Annotated in this window: 17 protein-coding genes; 10 read left to right on the forward strand and 7 right to left on the reverse strand. The window is 61.0% G+C overall.

The window, feature by feature from the left end:
* Nucleotides 1–128: 128 nt before the first annotated feature.
* Both AC07SU_RS21180 and aptA read right to left on the reverse strand, forming a co-directional pair.
* A complete protein-coding gene (locus tag AC07SU_RS21180) occupies nucleotides 129–1,622 on the reverse strand; it encodes a CoA-acylating methylmalonate-semialdehyde dehydrogenase (protein ID WP_176999468.1) in 1,494 nt (497 codons plus the stop codon).
* A gap of 39 nt (nucleotides 1,623–1,661) precedes the next feature.
* Complete coding sequence (gene aptA / locus AC07SU_RS21185; RefSeq protein WP_494998136.1) at nucleotides 1,662–3,011, reverse strand: omega-aminotransferase AptA; 1,350 nt, start codon at nucleotides 3,009–3,011, stop codon at nucleotides 1,662–1,664.
* Nucleotides 3,012–3,136: 125 nt separating this feature from the next.
* Here aptA and AC07SU_RS21190 point away from each other — a divergent pair, with 125 nt between their 5' ends.
* The 4 genes from AC07SU_RS21190 to AC07SU_RS21205 all read left to right on the forward strand — a co-directional run bounded on the left by AC07SU_RS21190 (nucleotide 3,137) and on the right by AC07SU_RS21205 (nucleotide 6,873).
* Entirely contained in the window at nucleotides 3,137–4,057 is a 921-nt protein-coding gene (locus tag AC07SU_RS21190) for a LysR family transcriptional regulator (protein WP_159962882.1), read from the forward strand.
* 80 nt (nucleotides 4,058–4,137) lie between these two features.
* Nucleotides 4,138–5,532 carry a uracil-xanthine permease family protein gene (locus AC07SU_RS21195; RefSeq protein WP_176999470.1) on the forward strand — a complete coding sequence of 465 codons (1,395 nt, stop codon included), beginning with the start codon at nucleotides 4,138–4,140 and terminating at the stop codon, nucleotides 5,530–5,532.
* Nucleotides 5,533–5,619: 87 nt separating this feature from the next.
* The gene (locus AC07SU_RS21200) at nucleotides 5,620–6,279 is read left to right on the forward strand and encodes a TetR/AcrR family transcriptional regulator (protein WP_176999471.1); all 660 of its coding nucleotides are present in this window, start codon (nucleotides 5,620–5,622) and stop codon (nucleotides 6,277–6,279) included.
* Nucleotides 6,280–6,291: 12 nt separating this feature from the next.
* Nucleotides 6,292–6,873: an IMPACT family protein gene (locus AC07SU_RS21205; RefSeq protein WP_494998137.1), complete on the forward strand. Its 582-nt coding sequence runs from the start codon at nucleotides 6,292–6,294 to the stop codon at nucleotides 6,871–6,873.
* Between the two features lie 66 nt (nucleotides 6,874–6,939).
* On the opposite strand, the gene AC07SU_RS21210 is transcribed toward AC07SU_RS21205, so the two are convergent.
* Nucleotides 6,940–7,356: a hypothetical protein gene (locus AC07SU_RS21210; RefSeq protein WP_494998138.1), complete on the reverse strand. Its 417-nt coding sequence runs from the start codon at nucleotides 7,354–7,356 to the stop codon at nucleotides 6,940–6,942.
* An 83-nt stretch (nucleotides 7,357–7,439) separates the two neighbouring features.
* Between AC07SU_RS21210 and AC07SU_RS21215 the strand changes: the two genes are divergently transcribed.
* The 3 genes from AC07SU_RS21215 (at nucleotide 7,440) to AC07SU_RS21225 (ending at nucleotide 10,033) form a co-directional block, all read left to right on the forward strand.
* Nucleotides 7,440–7,790, forward strand: coding sequence for a MerR family transcriptional regulator (locus AC07SU_RS21215; RefSeq protein WP_178918488.1), 351 nt, complete (start codon nucleotides 7,440–7,442; stop codon nucleotides 7,788–7,790).
* A 25-nt stretch (nucleotides 7,791–7,815) separates the two neighbouring features.
* Nucleotides 7,816–8,502 (forward strand): SDR family oxidoreductase, encoded by a 687-nt coding sequence (locus AC07SU_RS21220; protein WP_494998139.1) that lies wholly within the window; start codon nucleotides 7,816–7,818, stop codon nucleotides 8,500–8,502.
* A gap of 172 nt (nucleotides 8,503–8,674) precedes the next feature.
* Complete coding sequence (locus tag AC07SU_RS21225; RefSeq protein WP_494998140.1) at nucleotides 8,675–10,033, forward strand: 8-oxoguanine deaminase; 1,359 nt, start codon at nucleotides 8,675–8,677, stop codon at nucleotides 10,031–10,033.
* Between the two features lie 154 nt (nucleotides 10,034–10,187).
* Here AC07SU_RS21225 and AC07SU_RS21230 read toward each other — a convergent pair whose 3' ends face one another.
* A complete protein-coding gene (locus AC07SU_RS21230; RefSeq protein WP_494998141.1) occupies nucleotides 10,188–11,282 on the reverse strand; it encodes a calcium:cation antiporter in 1,095 nt (364 codons plus the stop codon).
* A 194-nt stretch (nucleotides 11,283–11,476) separates the two neighbouring features.
* Here AC07SU_RS21230 and AC07SU_RS21235 point away from each other — a divergent pair, with 194 nt between their 5' ends.
* On the forward strand, nucleotides 11,477–12,430 hold the full coding sequence (locus AC07SU_RS21235; protein WP_178918484.1) for an adenosine deaminase: 954 nt from the start codon (nucleotides 11,477–11,479) through the stop codon (nucleotides 12,428–12,430).
* 128 nt (nucleotides 12,431–12,558) lie between these two features.
* Here the strand turns inward: AC07SU_RS21235 and AC07SU_RS21240 are convergent, their stop codons facing one another.
* The 3 genes from AC07SU_RS21240 to vimR all read right to left on the reverse strand — a co-directional run bounded on the left by AC07SU_RS21240 (nucleotide 12,559) and on the right by vimR (nucleotide 15,775).
* A complete protein-coding gene (locus AC07SU_RS21240) occupies nucleotides 12,559–13,929 on the reverse strand; it encodes an MFS transporter (RefSeq protein WP_494998142.1) in 1,371 nt (456 codons plus the stop codon).
* Nucleotides 13,930–13,976: 47 nt separating this feature from the next.
* Nucleotides 13,977–14,711: an ArsR/SmtB family transcription factor gene (locus tag AC07SU_RS21245; protein ID WP_494998143.1), complete on the reverse strand. Its 735-nt coding sequence runs from the start codon at nucleotides 14,709–14,711 to the stop codon at nucleotides 13,977–13,979.
* Nucleotides 14,712–14,845: 134 nt separating this feature from the next.
* Entirely contained in the window at nucleotides 14,846–15,775 is a 930-nt protein-coding gene (gene vimR, locus AC07SU_RS21250) for a transcription regulator VimR (protein WP_494998144.1), read from the reverse strand.
* A gap of 118 nt (nucleotides 15,776–15,893) precedes the next feature.
* Between vimR and AC07SU_RS21255 the strand changes: the two genes are divergently transcribed.
* Together AC07SU_RS21255 and AC07SU_RS21260 are read left to right on the forward strand one after the other, a co-directional pair.
* Complete coding sequence (locus tag AC07SU_RS21255; RefSeq protein ID WP_176999398.1) at nucleotides 15,894–16,187, forward strand: putative quinol monooxygenase; 294 nt, start codon at nucleotides 15,894–15,896, stop codon at nucleotides 16,185–16,187.
* A gap of 22 nt (nucleotides 16,188–16,209) precedes the next feature.
* Nucleotides 16,210–17,223 (forward strand): zinc-binding alcohol dehydrogenase family protein, encoded by a 1,014-nt coding sequence (locus AC07SU_RS21260; protein WP_494998145.1) that lies wholly within the window; start codon nucleotides 16,210–16,212, stop codon nucleotides 17,221–17,223.
* Nucleotides 17,224–17,291 lie beyond the last annotated feature (68 nt).

Consider the following 17,291-nt stretch of genomic DNA (forward strand, 5'->3'; position numbering starts at 1 on the left):
GGAAGTGGGGCGAATTATAGACAGATATAATCTGCCGTCAACGCCTTTCTTCACATTTCTGTCATAAAGGTCAGAAACGCCCCTAAAAACGCGAAAGCCGGCCCCAAGGGGCCGGCTTTCACTACTGCTTATAAGCTTGGGAACGCAAACTGCGAAGCCTCATGGCTGGCCCGCTGCGGCCAGCGCTGGGTAATCGCCTTGCGACGGGTATAGAAGCGCACCCCATCCGGCCCATAGGCATGCAAGTCGCCAAACAGCGAACGCTTCCAGCCGCCAAAGCTGTGATAAGCCACCGGCACCGGCAGCGGAACGTTAACCCCCACCATGCCCACTTCGATCTCGTCGCAGAACAGACGCGCCGCTTCACCGTCACGGGTAAAGATGCACGTACCATTACCGTATTCATGATCGTTGATCAGCTGCATCGCCGCTTCCAGGCTATTCACCCGTACCACGCACAGCACCGGTCCAAAGATCTCTTCTTTATAGATGCGCATTTCAGGCGTCACACGATCAAACAGGCTGCCCCCCAGGAAGAAACCTTCTTCATGGCCCGCCACGCTTAACCCGCGACCATCAACCACCAGCTTGGCGCCCGAAGAAACACCGTCTTCGATATACCCACTGACCTTATCCCGCGCCTGGCCAGTCACCAACGGCCCCATGTCCAGTCCACAAGACGTGCCCGCCCCAATCTTCAAGGCCTTCACCTGCGGCACCAACTTGGCAATCAACGCATCCGCCACCTGGTCACCGACGCACACCGCTACCGAAATCGCCATGCAACGCTCGCCGCAAGAACCGTAAGCAGCGCCCATCAGAGCACTGACCGCGTTGTCCAGGTCCGCATCAGGCATCAGCACCGCATGGTTCTTCGCCCCGCCCAGCGCCTGTACGCGCTTGCCGCGCTTGGTCGCTTCGGAATAGATGTACTCGGCAATCGGCGTCGAGCCCACGAAGCTCAGCGCCTTCACTTCCGGCGCTTCGATCAGAGCATCCACCGCGCCTTTATCACCGTGCACCACGCTCAGCACACCTTTAGGCAAACCGGCTTCCTGCAACAGTTGCGCAATCAGCAGCGTCGAGCTTGGATCACGCTCCGAAGGCTTCAGGATGAAACAGTTACCGCAAACGATCGCCAACGGGTACATCCACAACGGCACCATCGCCGGGAAGTTGAACGGGGTAATACCTGCGACTACACCCAACGGCTGGAAGTCCGACCATGCATCAATGTTCGGTCCTACGTTACGGCTGTACTCGCCCTTCAGAATCTCCGGCGCCGAGCACGCGTACTCCACGTTCTCGATCCCGCGCTTCAATTCACCGGCCGCATCTTCCAGCGTCTTGCCGTGCTCTTCACTGATCAGTTGGGAGATGCGCGCTTCGTTCTGCTCCAGCAATTGCTTGAAACGAAACATCACCTGAGCACGCTTGGCCGCTGGCGTATTACGCCAGGCCGGGAACGCCGCCTTGGCCGCGTCGATCGCCTGTTGAATAGTCTCGCGACTGGCCAACGGCACCTGGTGGATCACCTGGCCGGTGGACGGGTTGTACACGTCGGCGCTACGGCCGCTGTCATTGACCAACTCACCGTTGATCAAGTGCTGGATAAGGCTCATGCAGGGCTCCTGAAAAGTTGTTCTATATAGAAGGAGAAATCAGTCGATCTTGTTCAGCACTTCGCCGACAGCATCGAACAAGCGATCCAGGTCTTGCGGCTTGCTGTTGAAGGTTGGCCCGAACTGCAAGGTGTCACCGCCAAAGCGCACGTAGAAACCGGCTTTCCATAAAGCCATGCCAGCCTCGAACGGACGCACGATGGCATCACCGTCACGCGGGGCAATCTGGATCGCACCGGCCAGGCCGTAGTTACGAATGTCGATCACGTTCTTGCTGCCCTTCAAACCGTGCAGCGCATTCTCAAAGTGCGGCGCGACTTCGGCCACGCTCTGCACCAGGTTTTCCTTCTGCAACAGGTCCAATGCTGCCAGGCCAGCAGCACAGGCGACCGGGTGGGCCGAATAGGTGTAGCCGTGTGGGAATTCCACCGCGTACTCAGGCGTCGCCTGGTTCATGAACGTCTGATAAATCTCGCTGCTGGCAATCACCGCGCCCATTGGGATGGCGCCGTTGGTAACTTGCTTGGCGATGCACATCAGGTCCGGGGTTACTCCGAAGCTGTCGGCACCGAACATGGCGCCGGTACGGCCGAAACCGGTGATCACTTCGTCGAACACCAGCAGGATATTGTGCTGGTCGCAAATTTCACGCAGGCGCTTGAGGTAACCCTGAGGCGGCACCAATACGCCAGCGGAACCGGCCATAGGCTCGACAAACACCGCAGCAATGTTCGACGCATCGTGCAGTTCGATCAGCTTGAGCAGTTCATCCGCCAACGCGATACCGCCCTGCTCCGGCATGCCACGGGAGAAGGCATTGCTCGCCAGCAAGGTGTGCGGCAAATGGTCAACGTCCATCAAGCCCTGACCAAAAATCTTACGGTTGCCGTTAACCCCACCCAGGCTGGTACCGGCAATGTTCACACCGTGGTAACCACGGGCGCGACCAATCATCTTGGTCTTGGTGGCCTGGCCTTTCAGGCGCCAGTAAGCACGCACCATCTTCACGGCGGTATCGGCACACTCGGACCCCGAATCGGTGAAGAACACATGATTCAGGTTGCCCGGCGTCAGGTCGGTGATTTTTTCCGCCAACTGGAAGGACAGCGGATGACCGTATTGGAAGCCCGGCGAGTAGTCCAGGGTGCCCAATTGCTTGGCCACCGCTTCCTGGATTTCCTTACGGGTGTGCCCAGCGCCGCAGGTCCACAGGCCCGACAACGAGTCGTACACCTTGCGCCCCTTGTCATCGATCAACCAACTGCCTTCCGCCCCCACGATCAGGCGCGGGTCACGCTGGAAGTTACGGTTGGCGGTGTAAGGCATCCAGTGAGCGTCCAACTTCAGTTGGCTGGCCAGGGACGATGGGGCGTTTTCAGGCATGTTCATCAGCAAAACCTCGCAAGGCAAAAGGCAGCGTCGGGATTGAAAAGCGTTGTTGCAGCTAAGTTGCCACGGCGATAAAGTCGGTGAAATTCAACTCTTCTAACCTTCAGTCAGGCCCTTACTAAACTATGAGCAGCCGTCGCCCAGACCCTCTCGCCCAAGTCAGCGACTTCGATATTCGCTTGCTGCGCATCTTTCGCAGCGTAGTAGAGTGCGGTGGCTTCTCGGCGGCGGAAACCGTGCTGGGCATCGGCCGTTCAGCCATCAGCCAACAGATGAGTGACCTTGAGCAGCGCCTTGGGCTACGGCTGTGCCAACGCGGCCGCGCCGGTTTCTCCCTGACCGAAGAAGGCCGCGAGGTCTACCAATCTGCCCTGCAGTTGTTAAGTGCCCTGGAAAGTTTTCGCACCGAGGTCAACGGCCTGCACCAGCACTTGCGTGGCGAGCTGATCATCGGCCTCACCGACAACCTCGTCACCCTGCCCCACATGCGCATCACCCACGCCTTGGCACAGTTGAAGGAGCGTGGCCCGGACGTGCAGATCCAGATCCGCATGATCGCGCCCAACGAAGTGGAACAAGGTGTACTCGACGGGCGCCTGCACGTCGGCGTGGTACCCCAGGCCAGCGCTCTGTCGGGGCTGGAATACCAGCCGCTGTACAGCGAACGTTCGCTGCTCTACTGCGCAGTCGGCCACCCACTGTTCTACGCCGACGACAAACAACTGGACGACACGCGCATCGACAGCCAGGACGCCATCGCCCCCACCTTCCGCCTGCCCGCCGAGATCCAGGCTCATTACCAGGCACTTAATTGCACGGCCAGCGCCTCGGACCGCGAAGGCATGGCCTTCCTGATTCTCACCGGTCGCTATATCGGCTACTTGCCCGATCACTACGCCAGCCTCTGGGTGCAACAAGGCCGACTGCGCGCGCTGAAACCGGCTACACGTTTTTACGATTTGAGCCTGGCATCGGTCACGCGCAAAGGCCGTCGCCCTCATTTGGTGCTGGAAAGTTTTCTCGAAAGCCTGGCCGCAACGCGCTAACTCGGGCCGAACGCAGAAAGCTGAGCAGTTGGACAGCTTTTTGCAGGAGCACAAGCACATAGACCTTGAGCTTGCCCGCCATGCCACCAGAATCCGCCAGCAACAGCGATTTGATCTACGGCCTCAACGACCGACCCAAACCGTTTCCCGCACTACTCGCCGCCCTGCAGCACGTGCTCGCGGCGTTCGTCGGCATCATCACGCCGCCACTGATCATCGGCTCCACCCTCGGCCTTACCGCGCACCTACCCTACCTGATCAGCATGGCGCTGATGGTCTCCGGCGTGGGCACCTTCATCCAGGCGCGTAGGCCATTTGGTATCGGCGCCGGGATGATCTGCCTGCAAGGCACCAGCTTCGCCTTTCTCGGCGCGGTGCTGTCGGCAGGTTTTCTGGTGAAGCAACGCGGCGGCAGCCCGGAAGACATCATGGCGATGATTTTCGGCGTGTGCTTTTTCGGCGCCGCCGTGCAGATCGTGCTGAGCCGCTTCATTGGCCAGTTGCGCCGCGTCATCACGCCATTGGTGACGGGCATTGTCATCACTCTGATCGGCATCAGCTTGATCAAAGTCGGCATCACCGACTTGGGCGGCGGTTTCAACGCCCCGGACTTCGGCGCCCCCACCAACCTGGCGCTTGGCCTGTTCGTGGTGTTGACCATCATTCTGCTCAACCGCTCGAATACGCCGTGGGTGCGCCTTTCCGCCATCATCATCGGCCTGGCCCTCGGCAGCCTGGCCGCCTGGGGCAGCGGCAAACTGGTGCCCCAGGCCCTGCCCGTCTTGCCGTTGATCAGCGTGCCGATGCCCTTTCGCTTCGGCTTCACGTTCGACTGGAGCGCTTTCCTGCCGATCGCGCTGATTTATCTGATCAGCAGCATCGAAACCGTCGGCGACCTCACCGCCAACTGCATGATCGCCCGCCAGCCCATCAGCGGCCCCTCTTATATAAGCCGACTCAAAGGCGGCGTATTGGGCGACGGCGTCAGTTGCATGATCGCCGCCACCTTCAGCGCCTTTCCCAACACCACGTTTGCCCAGAACAACGGCGTAATCCAACTCACCGGCGTGGCCAGCCGCTACGTCGGCTTGTACATCGGCGTGCTGCTGTTTTGCCTGGGGCTGTTTCCGCTGATTGGTGCGGTGTTGCAGCAAATTCCAAAACCCGTATTGGGTGGTGCCACCCTGGTGATGTTCGGCAGCGTGGCCGCAGCCGGTGTGCGCATTCTGGCCCAGGCGCCGCTGGACCGACGCAGCATGCTGATCATTGCCACCTCCTTTGGCGTCGGCCTGGGTATCGCCGCTCAACCGAACCTGCTGCACCTGATGCCCGCGCTGGTGCAGAACTTGTTCGACTCGGCCATCACCAGCGGCGGGCTGACCGCCATCGTGTTGTGCCTGCTGTTGCCGGAAGCCAAAACGACCCACGCTGCCGCAAACCGCGCGCCGGAAAGCGACACGCTGGAACCGCTTTGACGGTTTTATTGCATCGGGACTTGTCTGAGGCTTGAGGGTGGGTTATCTGTGCACACGTCGTCTCTATCGATCAGCACGGAAACCTCCATGAGCCTCGAAGTTCCTGCCCACAGCAACCACGCCGGTAAACCCGCCAGCCGCATTCGGCAAAAGAACGAACAAGCGATTCTGCAGGCTGCTGAAGACGAGTTCGCGCGCCATGGCTACAAAGGCACCAGCATGAACACCATTGCCTCGAGTGCCGGGCTGCCCAAGGCCAACCTGCATTACTACTTCACCAACAAGCTGGGCCTGTATATCGCCGTGCTCAGCAACATCCTCGACCTGTGGGATAGCACCTTCAACGCGCTGACCGCCGAGGACGACCCGGCCGTGGCCCTCACTCGCTATATTCGCACCAAGATGGAGTTCTCCCGGCGCCACCCGCAAGCCTCGCGGATCTTTGCCATGGAAATCATCAGCGGCGGCGAATGCCTCACCGAATATTTCAGCCAGGACTACCGCGCCTGGTTCAGTGGCCGGGCCGCCGTGTTCCAGGCCTGGATCGACGCCGGCAAGATGGACCCCATCGACCCCGTGCACCTGATCTTCCTGCTGTGGGGCAGCACCCAGCACTACGCCGACTTCGCCACCCAGATCTGCCGCGTCACCGGTCGCACCAAGCTGACCAAGCAAGACATGGAAGACGCCGGTACCAACCTGATCCACATCATCCTCAAAGGCTGTGGCGTCAAGCCGGCCCTATAAACGAAGCGACTTATGCCTTTCACGCTTACCGGCGTTTGCGAATTTCGCGAAGAAATCCGCAAAAGCCGCTTCATCACCCTCGCCGCGCCGATCACCAGCCCCCAGGACGCCCAGGCGTTTTTCGAGCAGCACAGCGACCTGAATGCCACGCACAACTGCTGGGCCTGGAAACTGGCGGACCAGTACCGCAGCAATGACGATGGCGAACCCGGAGGTACGGCTGGGCGACCGATACTCGCGGCCATCGAGGCCCAGGGGTTTGATCAGGTCGCAGTGTTGGTAATTCGCTGGTACGGCGGCATCCAGTTGGGCACCGGTGGACTGGCCCGTGCGTATGGCGGCGGGGCTAACAAATGCCTGCAGAACGCCGAACGCATTGAGTTGATCAGCCGCGTGCCGCTCAGTTGCGCCTGCGGATTTTCCGAACTCAACCTGGTGAAATTGCGCGTCGCCGACCTGGGCGGGCTGGTGGTGGAGGAAACTTTCACCGCCAACGGCGTCGAGCTGCAACTGGCACTTGGCGAAGCGCACATCGACACCTTGCAAACCCAACTCGCCGACCTTAGCCGTGGGCGCATTCTGCTGCAACGCTGAAACTGCCCACATCTACTGTGCACCTGCCTGTGGATAACCTGAGCACATCCGCGTGTAGCCCTTCTGTCATATGGGCTGTCGAGCGTCGATCGTTTTTTGATCAGCGCGTACCGGCAGGATTTGCGTGATGCACCACAGCACTTCAAACAACAGAATGCCCCACAGGATCGACGTGGCGCCTTGAGCCAGCGCATAGAGTTGCCACGTCGCAAACAGCGCGCGTCCAGCCGCGTCGTACAACCCAAACGCACGTTGCGGATCGCGTATGCGCAGCACCGCCCAGACGCACACGATCGACCCGAGCAGGTTGGCCATCAGCACATGGACGGGCGCGAACGCAGGAAACGCCCCCGGCAGGTTCAGGCTCTGCAACACGCTGTGCAGCGCCAGAAAACTCCAGGGCGTGACAAACGCCGTTGTGACGATCAAGTCATACCAGGCGCTGGCACGCACCAGGGTTCGGTACTGTTCAATGCTCCACATACCCGCAAACTCCTTCAATTCAAGAAGCCAGCAGGCTAAAGCCTGGAGTATGCTCCAAGGTCAAGCCCCCACGAGCCCGCCCCATGCGTATCGGCGAATTAGCCCAGGCCAGCCAGGTCAGCCGCGACACCCTGCGCTTCTACGAGCAGCGCGGGTTGATCGCCGCACAACGCAGCGCCAACGGTTACCGCGACTACCCCGCAGACATGGTGCAACTGGTGCTCTACATCAAGACCGCCCAACGCCTGGGCTTCAGCCTTGGCGAAATCGGCAGCAGTGTTGCCGCCCTGTGGCAGGCGCCGGACCCCGACAGCGCCGTCACGCAACTGCTGCAAGACAAGCTCAACCTGATCGAAAACCGCATCACCGAACTCGGCCAGCTGCGCAACGAGTTGCAGCAAAGGCTTGGGCAACGTTGTCCACTGAACCCGTGAACCTCCACTCCAAAGGAAGCCCTTCATGTCTACGCCAAAAACCGCACTGATCATCGGCGCCTCGCGCGGGCTGGGCCTGGGCCTGGTCAAGCAATTGCTCCAGGACGGTTGGGATGTGACCGCCACCGTGCGTGACCCGAACAAGGCCGACGCCCTGAAAGCCGTTGGTCCGGTGCACATCGAGAAACTCGACATGGACGATCAGCAAGCCGTGATCGCCCTGAGCCAGCGCCTCAAAGGCCAGACGTTCGACCTGCTGTTCGTCAACGCCGGCGTCAAGGGCCCGGCCAACCAGGAACCGGGCCACGCCACCCTCGCGGAAGTCGGCCAACTGTTCTTCACCAACGCCGTGGCGCCGATCAACCTCGCGCAGCGCTTTGCCGGGCAGATCCGCAAGGACAGCGGCGTGCTAGCGTTCATGAGTTCGGTGCTGGGCAGCGTGACAATTCCCGACGGTTCGGACCTGGCGCTGTACAAAGCCAGCAAGGCCGCGCTCAACTCCATGACCAACAGCTTCATTACCCAACTGGGCGATCACACGCTCACCGTGCTGTCGCTGCACCCGGGCTGGGTGAAAACCGACATGGGCGGCGAAAACGCGCACATCGATGTCGACACCAGCGTGCGTGGCCTGGTGGACCAGGTGAATGCGTTCACCGGCAAAGGCGGCCATCACTTTGTGGACTACAAGGGCGACACCATCGCCTGGTAAATACCGCAATCAACCTGTGGAAGGGGGCTTGCCCCCTCCCACAGTGACTCAGTAGACCCAACCGCCAACAACACGTAATCTACACGCCTCGCCCTCACCGGCGACCCTGGATCAGCAGACAGGGCAACACTGAGCTGGCAAACCTGAACCCATCATTCAGAGGAGCCGGCCAATGCCTGCGACCCGTATCTGGTTAAAAAACCCCCTCGCGATTTTTACTGCCAATGGCCTCGATGCCCGTGGCGGCCTGGTGCTGCAAGACGGTGTGATCACCGAAGTGCTGGGCTGGGGACGCGAACCCGCCGTGCCCTGTGCGCAAGTATTTGACGCCCGCGAACATGTGGTCCTCCCCGGGTTGATCAACACCCACCACCACTTCTACCAAACCCTGACCCGCGCCTGGGCGCCAGTGGTCAACCAGCCGTTATTCCCGTGGCTGAAAACCCTGTACCCGGTCTGGGCCCGGCTCACCCCGGAAAAACTCGCACTGGCCACCAAAGTCGCCCTGGCCGAACTGCTGCTCTCGGGCTGCACCACGGCGGCGGATCACCACTACCTGTTCCCCGACGGGCTGGAAAACGCCATCGACGTGCAAGTGCAAAGCGTGCGCGAGCTGGGCATGCGCGCCATGCTCACCCGCGGTTCCATGAGCCTGGGCGAAGCCGACGGCGGCCTGCCTCCGCAGCAAACCGTGCAACAAGGCCAGGTCATCCTGGACGACAGCCAACGCCTGATCCACACGTACCACCAGCGTGGCGACGGTGCGCAAATCCAGATCGCCCTGGCGCCCTGCTCGCCGTTCTCGGTCACCCCGGAAATCATGGAAGCCAGCGCCGAACTGGCCAACAGCCTCGACGTGCGCCTGCACACGCACTTGGCAGAAACCCTCGACGAAGAAGACTTCTGCCTGCAGCGTTTCGGCCTGCGCACCGTGGATTACCTCGACAGCGTCGGCTGGCTCGGCCCGCGCACCTGGTTGGCCCATGGCATCCACTTCAACCCGGATGAGATCGCCCGCCTCGGCGCGGCCGGCACCGGCATTTGCCATTGCCCAAGCTCGAACATGCGCCTGGCCTCCGGCATCTGCCCGACCCTGGACCTGATCGCTGCAGGCGCGCCCATCGGCCTGGGCGTAGATGGCTCGGCCTCCAACGACGCATCGAACATGATCCTCGAAGCCCGCCAGGCCCTGTACATCCAGCGCCTGCGCTACGGCGCCGAGAAGATCACGCCCGAAGGCGTGCTGGACTGGGCCACCAAGGGATCGGCGCAGTTGTTGGGGCGTACGGATATTGGTGAACTGGCTGTGGGCAAACAGGCCGACCTGGCGTTGTTCAAGCTTGATGAGCTGCGCTTCTCCGGCAGCCATGACCCACTCTCGGCCCTGCTGCTGTGCGGCGCCGACCGTGCCGACCGGGTGATGGTGGCGGGTAAATGGCGAGTCATCGACGGCCAGGTCGAAGGCCTCGACCTCAAGGGTTTGATTGCCGATCACACCCAGGCCGCGCGCCAACTGATCGCCGGAACCTAAGCCGCATACCCTTCGTAATGTGGGAACTGGTTTTTGTGGGAGCTGGCTTGCCTGCGATGCAGACACCTCGGTCTGTCAGCAAAACCGCGGTGATGCTATCGCAGGCAAGCCAGCTCCTACACAAAACTGGCTTTCACATCAGTCTCGGCGGTGCTTAGAGGCCCAGCAGCGACAACATGATAAAGGTCGCAAACAACACAAAATGCGTCATCCCTTCGATGGCATTGGTTTCGCCATCATTGAGGTTGATCGCGCTGACAATCAGCGTGATGAACACCATCACCGTCTGCACCGGCGTCATCGCCATCTGGAACGGCTGGCCGGTGTAGAGCGCCATGGCCTCCATCACCGGCACCGTCAGGATCACCGTCGACAACGACGCCCCCAACGCAATATTCACCACCGACTGCATGCGGTTGGCCAACGCCGCACGCAACGCGGTCAAAATCTCCGGCGCCGCCGAGATCGCGGCCACCACGATCGCGGTGATCACCGGTGGTGCGCCCGTGCCTTCCAGCCCCAGGTCGAGAGTCTTGGACATCACCTCGGCCAACGCGCCAATCACAATCACCCCGAACACCAACGTCGCGATGGAGAACGCCAGGTTGATCGGCGGCTCCTGGTGTTCTTCTTCCGGCTGTTTCTTGCGGCGTTTTTCCGGGTAGCTGTAGCTGAAAAAGTAACTGTGCGGGCCCACCTGCATACGCAGGAACAGGGTGTAGAGCAGCACCATCGCGCCGATGGTGAAGGCCGAGTAGATTTTCCAGTCGGCCTCGGGGATAAATTCAGGCACCACCATCGACACGCCCATGGCCGTGAGAATCATCACGCTGTAGCTGCGCGCCGAGTCGTCATTGTAGGACTGCTCGCCATGCTTGATGCCACCCATCAGCGCGGCCAGGCCGAGGATGCCGTTGATGTCGAGCATCACCGCCGAATAAATGGTGTCGCGCACCAACGTCGGCGACGGTTCGTTGCTCATCATGATCGCCAGGATCACCACTTCCACTAGCACGGCGGCCAGGGTGAGGATCATGGTGCCGTAGGGATCGCCGACCTTTTCCGCCAACTGTTCGGCGTGGTGGGCGACGCGCATCGACGCCACCACGATAAACGCGATCAGCACCACGCCGCCGAGCAGCGCGACCATCTGCCCGCTGTGCAGCATCCAGTGCTCCAGCGGGTAGGCGGCGATGGCGGCAATCAGCGCCAGCAGCATGAATTTTTCTTGCTTGAGAGAGGTGAGCATTCCGGGCCTTTTCGCACAACAAATCAGTCATTGATGGGGTACAGACTACGGCAGCTTGCTAACGTTTCGTTACACCTTAGTTCACGCGGCCCTTGCGCAAACACAAACGAAACTCTCCTGCTGGTCAGGTTTTACCGATTATTTCAGCCATGGCCTGTAGAATGCCGCCATTGCACCTGATGAGAAGTTTAGAAATGTACGATTGGCTCAACGCCCTGCCCAAGGCTGAATTGCACCTGCACCTGGAAGGCTCGCTGGAGCCGGAGTTGCTGTTCGCCCTGGCCGAACGCAACAAGATCGCGCTGCCGTGGAATGACGTTGAAACCCTGCGCAAGGCCTACGCCTTCAACAACCTGCAAGAGTTTCTCGACCTGTACTACCAGGGCGCTGATGTGCTGCGCACCTCCCAGGACTTCTACGACCTGACCTGGGCCTACCTGCTGCGTTGCAAAGCACAGAACGTGATCCACACCGAACCGTTCTTCGACCCGCAGACCCACACTGACCGTGGTATTCCCTTCGAAGTGGTACTGAATGGCATCGCCGCAGCGCTTAAAGATGGCGAGCAGCAACTGGGCATCACCAGCGGTTTGATCCTCAGCTTCCTGCGCCACCTGAGCGAAGCCGAAGCCGAGAAAACCCTGGACCAGGCGCTGCCGTTCCGTGACGCGTTCGTGGCCGTGGGCCTGGACAGTTCGGAAATGGGTCACCCGCCGAGCAAGTTCCAGCGCGTGTTCGACCGTGCCCGTCACGAAGGCTTCCTCACCGTGGCCCACGCCGGCGAAGAAGGCCCGCCCGAGTACATCTGGGAAGCTATCGACCTGCTGAAAATCCAGCGTATCGACCATGGCGTGCGCGCCATCGAAGACGAGCGCTTGATGCAGCGCATCATCGACGAGCAGATCCCGTTGACCGTGTGCCCGCTGTCCAATACCAAGCTCTGCGTGTTCGACGACATGGCCCAGCACAACATCCTCGACATGCTCGAGCGTGGCGTGAAAGTCACGGTGAACTCCGATGACCCGGCGTACTTCGGCGGTTACGTCACCGAAAACTTCCACGCGCTGCACACCGCACTGGGCATGACACAGGACCAGGCCAAACGCCTGGCGCAAAACAGCCTGGATGCCCGGCTCGTGAAGCCATAACGGGATAAACACGCTCTAAAAATGTGGGAGCTGGCTTGCCTGCGATAGCAATCTAACAGTCAACACCTGAGGTGACTGACACACCGCCATCGCGGGCAAGCCCGGCTCCCACACTGACCTCATTGCATTCAAGCCTGGGTCAGTTCTTCCAGGGTCTTGCCCTTCGTCTCCATCCCAAACACCCACACCACCAGCGCCGCCACCGCAAAGCACAGCGCGCCCAAGGCAAACACCCCGCCCTGCCCGGTAATGGGGAACACCAGCCCGGTCACCAACGGCCCCAGCAACGACCCGACCCGACCAATCGCAGAAGCAAACCCCGAGCCCGTCGCCCGCGCCGACGTGGGATACAGCTCCGGCGTGTAGGTGTACAACACCGCCCACATGCCAAACAGAAAGAATTGCATCAGCAAGCCCGAGGTGATCAACAACGCCACGTTGCCGCCAAACACCGCGCTTTGCCCATACAGAAACGCCATCACTCCGCCGCCCAGCAACGTCACGACGCACACCGGCTTGCGCCCCCAACGCTCCACCAGCCAGGCGGCCATCAGGAAGCCAGGAATCCCGCCCAGGGAAATGATCACCGTGTAATACACCGACTGGGTCACGGCAAAACCCGACTGCTGCAGCAACGCACTCAGCCAGGACGTCAGGCCATAGAACCCCAGCAAGGCAAAGAACCACACGCTCCAGATCATCAACGTGCGCTGTCGATACTGTGCCGACCACAGTTGCTGGAAGGCCGAGAAAAACGTCCCCGGCGTGGTCTCCACCCGTGGCAGGCGAATCGGTTCCGGCAGGTCGGCGCGGCCCAGCGAGTCGCGCACTTTTTGCTCGATCCCCTGCAACACCTTGTCGGCTGCCTCATCCCGCCCGGCCTGCTCCAGCCAGCGCGGCGATTCCGGGATAAAAAAGCGGATCGCCAACACGAACACGGCCGGCACCGCCAACACCAGGAAGATGTCGCGCCAGCCAATCACCGGCAGCAAAAAGTAAGACAGCACTCCCGCCGCTACAAAACCCAACGGCCAGAAGCCATCCATCAAGGCGATGTAGCGCCCACGCCCCTTGGCCGGGATCAGCTCCGACAGCATCGACTGGGCAATCGGAAACTCCATGCCCATACCGATTCCCAGCAGGATGCGAAACAACGTCAGCATCTCTACGGTCTGCGCCGTGGAACACAGGTAGCTGGCAATGCCCCACAACACGATGCTCCACTGGAATACCGGCTTGCGTCCAAAACGGTCCGCCAGCATGCCGGACAGGGAAGCGCCCACCACCATGCCGAAAAAACTCGAACTGGCGAGCAACCCGGCCTGCGCCGTGCTCAGGCCGAATTCGGTTTTGATCGAGCCCAACAGAAAGGTCATCATCGCCAGGTCCATGGAGTCGAAGAAAAACGCCAGGGCGATGATGATGAAGATGACTCGGTGGTAACCGCTGATGGGTAACCGTTCCAACCGTTCTGCCGCGCTATAGCCTTGCCTGTCCATGCCGCACCCCTGTATGAAAAACCCCTCGGCGAGTGTGCGGCATCGTTTCAGCGACTTATTGCTGGATGCGACCTGACTGAAACTCTGAACGACGCCTCGGGCGTGACCAGCCGGTTGATTTCCGCCAGCCCCGCCTCTGTGACCGAGACGGCGCGTGACTCGCCTATCACACTGACCCAACTGGACTGCAAGAACAGCTGCAGTAACCCTGCGCCCAAGGCGCCTCCCAGGTGCGATTGCTGCTGGCTCCAGTCAAAACAGTCGCACGCCACCGGCGCTGCGAGCGCCTGGGTGAAAATACCGCGAAGCGCCAGATGGTGTGCGCCCTTGGCCGTGACGTGGAGGCGTTGTTCATGACGCTCAATCCATCCGGCTTCGAGCATTCGCTCATACAGCCTTGCCGCTATCTCGCCGCCCAAGTGGTCATGGCACAGCCGCGCTCGACACAACGGCTGCGGCACCACCAATGCAGGCGGCAACAGGTCCGGTGCACTGCGCAGCGCACTGGCCACGGTGGTGCTGGCCAGCGCATCGATCGCCGCACTGACATCGGCAGCCGCCAGCCGAAACAGACGCGCGCCGCGTCGGACCTCGACCCGCAGCAACCCGCCGGCGGTCAACCGGCCCAGATGGGCATGGGCCGATGCCGATGACAACCCGGCAAGCCTGGCAAGCTCGACCGAGGATTTCGCCGAGCCGTCCATCAACGCCCACAAGATGACGGTGCGTTTGGGCTCGGCGAGCAAGCTGGCGATCTGGCTGATACAAAGTGCTTCTTGCATGTATTCACTCCCTGTTGAATCAGGTATCTACAGCGGTTGGCGCCAAAGTATAGGTGCGCACGCCGTCGGTTCCGCGCCGTCTGACAGCTCGGAGTGGGACAGGGGTTGAGTGAAATTTCCTGCTGTGAGTGAGGTTATGGCGTAGGGCGCACGCGCTCCGGCCATTGCGCCGTCAATGTCGCACAACGGGCCACGAGCATTTCGCGCAGCAGGTTGATGGGTTTACTCAATTGGGCACGGTGGGCGCACAGCAAATTGAGGGGCGTGCGCTCGCCGCGCAGCTCCGGCAGGATCACGCGCAAACGCCCAGCCAGCACATCCGTGCTCACGTCCAGCCAGGACTTGTAGGCAATGCCTACACCCGCCACTGCCCAACGGCGCACCACATCGGCATCGTCGCTGAAACGATCACCGCTGACTGTGAGGCTCACGTCGCGTTTGCCGTCGTGAAAGCTCCAGTGGTCATGCACCCGGCTGCCGAGCATATACAGCAGGCAATTGTGTTGGGCCAGTTGCTCCAGGTTACGCGGTTCACCGTGCCGGGCCAGGTAGCTGGGCGCTGCGCACAGCACGCGCAGGTTGTCAGGGGCGATGGGCAACGCGATCAGGCTGGAGTCTTCGGGCTCGCCGTAGCGCAGGGCGATATCCACCGGTTGGCGGAACAGGTCGGCGATGCGATCCCCCAGCAGCAGCCGGACAGTGAGTTGCGGGTACTCGTGCTGGAATTCGTCCAGCCACGGCAGCAACAGGTTGCGGCCCAGGTCCGACGGTGCCGAGAGTTGCAACACACCGCTGACGTGGTCCTGGCTGCTGGACAACAACCGCCGCCCCTCATCCAGCGAACCCAACGCGGAACGGGCATATTCGAGGAAGCCCTCGCCTTCGGCGGTCAACCGCAGGCTGCGGGTGGAACGCGCCAGCAAACGTGTGCCCAGTTGCTGCTCGAGGCGCTTGAGCGCCGCGCTGGCCACGGCGGGAGACAGGTCCATCACCCGCGCAGCGGCCGACAGGCTGCCCAGGTCGGCTGCGCGTACAAACAACTGCAAATCATCAAACCGCAGCATGCATTCCCACTCATTATCAAAATTTTATTGAAACAGACCTCTGTTTTAGCGGCTTTTATCTTTGTAGGAAATAGCCAATCATCTGGCCATCCCGTTCATCACGTGTCAGGAGTTGAAGATGTCCACTGCCTTTAATGTCATCGCCACCATGATCGCCAAACCCGGCCAGGAAGCCACCCTGGAAACCCTGCTACGTGGCCTGCTGGAGCCCACCCGTCTTGAAGCCGGTTGCGAGCAGTACGAACTCAACCAGGACCTGCAAAGCCCCGGCACCTTTTACATGATCGAGCGCTGGAGCAGCGACGCCGCCCTGGCCGCCCACGACCAGAGCGCGCATATCCAGAGCTTCCGCGCCAAGGCTCCGGAGGTGCTCGAATTGTTCGACCTCAAGCGTCTGAAGTTTCTTGCCTGATCAGCCCTATTCCGGAGTTCCCATGAAAGCTATCGCCTACTACGCATCCCTGCCGATCAACGACCCAAAATCCCTGCAAGACATCGAACTGCCCGCGCCGGTCGCCGGCCCACGCGACCTGCTGGTGGAAGTCAAAGCCATCTCGGTCAACCCGGTGGACACCAAGGTGCGCCAGAACGTAGCCCCCGAAAACGGCGCGGCCAAAGTGCTGGGCTGGGATGTGGCCGGTGTGGTCAAGGCCGTCGGCAGCGACGTCACGCTATTCAAGGCCGGTGACAAGGTGTTCTACGCAGGCTCGCTGGTTCGCCCCGGTGGCAACAGCGAACTGCATACCGTGGATGAGCGCATCGTCGGCCATATGCCCAAGAGCCTGGGCTTTGCCGACGCCGCTGCACTGCCGCTGACTGCCATCACCGCCTGGGAGCTGTTGTTCGAGCGCCTGCAAGTGCGTGAAGGTAAAGAAGACGAAGGCCAAAGCCTGTTGATCGTCGGCGCGTCCGGTGGCGTGGGTTCGATCCTGACCCAACTGGCCAGCCAGCTCACTGCGTTGAAAGTCATCGGCACCGCTTCACGCCCGGAAACACAAGCGTGGGCCAAGGCGCTTGGCGCCGACCTGGTGATCGACCACAGCCAGCCGCTCAGCGAAGCGCTGAAAAACGCCGGCCACCCGCAAGTGACTCACGTCGCCAGCCTGACCCAGACCGACCATCACCTGGACCAACTGGTGGAAGCCCTGCAACCGCAAGGCAAGCTGGCGTTGATCGACGATCCCAAGGCGCTGGATGTCAGCAAGCTCAAGCGCAAGAGCCTGTCGCTGCACTGGGAGTTCATGTACACCCGCTCGATGTTCGAGACGCCCGACATGATTGAGCAGCACCACCTGCTCAACCGCGTGGCGGAACTGATCGACGCCGGCACCTTGAAAACCACGGTGGGTGAACATTTCGGCGTGATCAACGCCGAGAACCTGCGCCGTGCCCACACCCTGCTGGAAAGCGGCAAGGCCAAGGGCAAGATCGTGCTGGAAGGGTTCTAGGAAAGGATCATGGGTGCCGTCCGTTATTCACCGCAGTGATGGATGGCACCATTAGTCCGACAGTTGAT

This window comes from Pseudomonas sp. GW821-FHT05H12, assembly GCF_059419385.1.

Bases quoted from the DNA above. Each gene is read 5' to 3' on its own strand.
- AC07SU_RS21230 (WP_494998141.1), bottom strand. From the start codon at position 11,282: ATGCTCACCTCTCTCAAGCAAGAAAAATTCATGCTGCTGGCGCTGATT.
- AC07SU_RS21260 (WP_494998145.1), top strand. From the start codon at position 16,210: ATGAAAGCTATCGCCTACTACGCATCCCTGCCGATCAACGACCCAAAA.
- AC07SU_RS21200 (WP_176999471.1), top strand. From the start codon at position 5,620: ATGAGCCTCGAAGTTCCTGCCCACAGCAACCACGCCGGTAAACCCGCC.
- AC07SU_RS21180 (WP_176999468.1), bottom strand. From the start codon at position 1,622: ATGAGCCTTATCCAGCACTTGATCAACGGTGAGTTGGTCAATGACAGC.
- aptA (WP_494998136.1), bottom strand. From the start codon at position 3,011: ATGAACATGCCTGAAAACGCCCCATCGTCCCTGGCCAGCCAACTGAAG.
- AC07SU_RS21215 (WP_178918488.1), top strand. From the start codon at position 7,440: ATGCGTATCGGCGAATTAGCCCAGGCCAGCCAGGTCAGCCGCGACACC.
- vimR (WP_494998144.1), bottom strand. From the start codon at position 15,775: ATGCTGCGGTTTGATGATTTGCAGTTGTTTGTACGCGCAGCCGACCTG.
- AC07SU_RS21245 (WP_494998143.1), bottom strand. From the start codon at position 14,711: ATGCAAGAAGCACTTTGTATCAGCCAGATCGCCAGCTTGCTCGCCGAG.
- AC07SU_RS21240 (WP_494998142.1), bottom strand. From the start codon at position 13,929: ATGGACAGGCAAGGCTATAGCGCGGCAGAACGGTTGGAACGGTTACCC.
- AC07SU_RS21205 (WP_494998137.1), top strand. From the start codon at position 6,292: ATGCCTTTCACGCTTACCGGCGTTTGCGAATTTCGCGAAGAAATCCGC.
- AC07SU_RS21255 (WP_176999398.1), top strand. From the start codon at position 15,894: ATGTCCACTGCCTTTAATGTCATCGCCACCATGATCGCCAAACCCGGC.
- AC07SU_RS21235 (WP_178918484.1), top strand. From the start codon at position 11,477: ATGTACGATTGGCTCAACGCCCTGCCCAAGGCTGAATTGCACCTGCAC.
- AC07SU_RS21225 (WP_494998140.1), top strand. From the start codon at position 8,675: ATGCCTGCGACCCGTATCTGGTTAAAAAACCCCCTCGCGATTTTTACT.
- AC07SU_RS21195 (WP_176999470.1), top strand. From the start codon at position 4,138: ATGCCACCAGAATCCGCCAGCAACAGCGATTTGATCTACGGCCTCAAC.
- AC07SU_RS21210 (WP_494998138.1), bottom strand. From the start codon at position 7,356: ATGTGGAGCATTGAACAGTACCGAACCCTGGTGCGTGCCAGCGCCTGG.
- AC07SU_RS21220 (WP_494998139.1), top strand. From the start codon at position 7,816: ATGTCTACGCCAAAAACCGCACTGATCATCGGCGCCTCGCGCGGGCTG.
- AC07SU_RS21190 (WP_159962882.1), top strand. From the start codon at position 3,137: ATGAGCAGCCGTCGCCCAGACCCTCTCGCCCAAGTCAGCGACTTCGAT.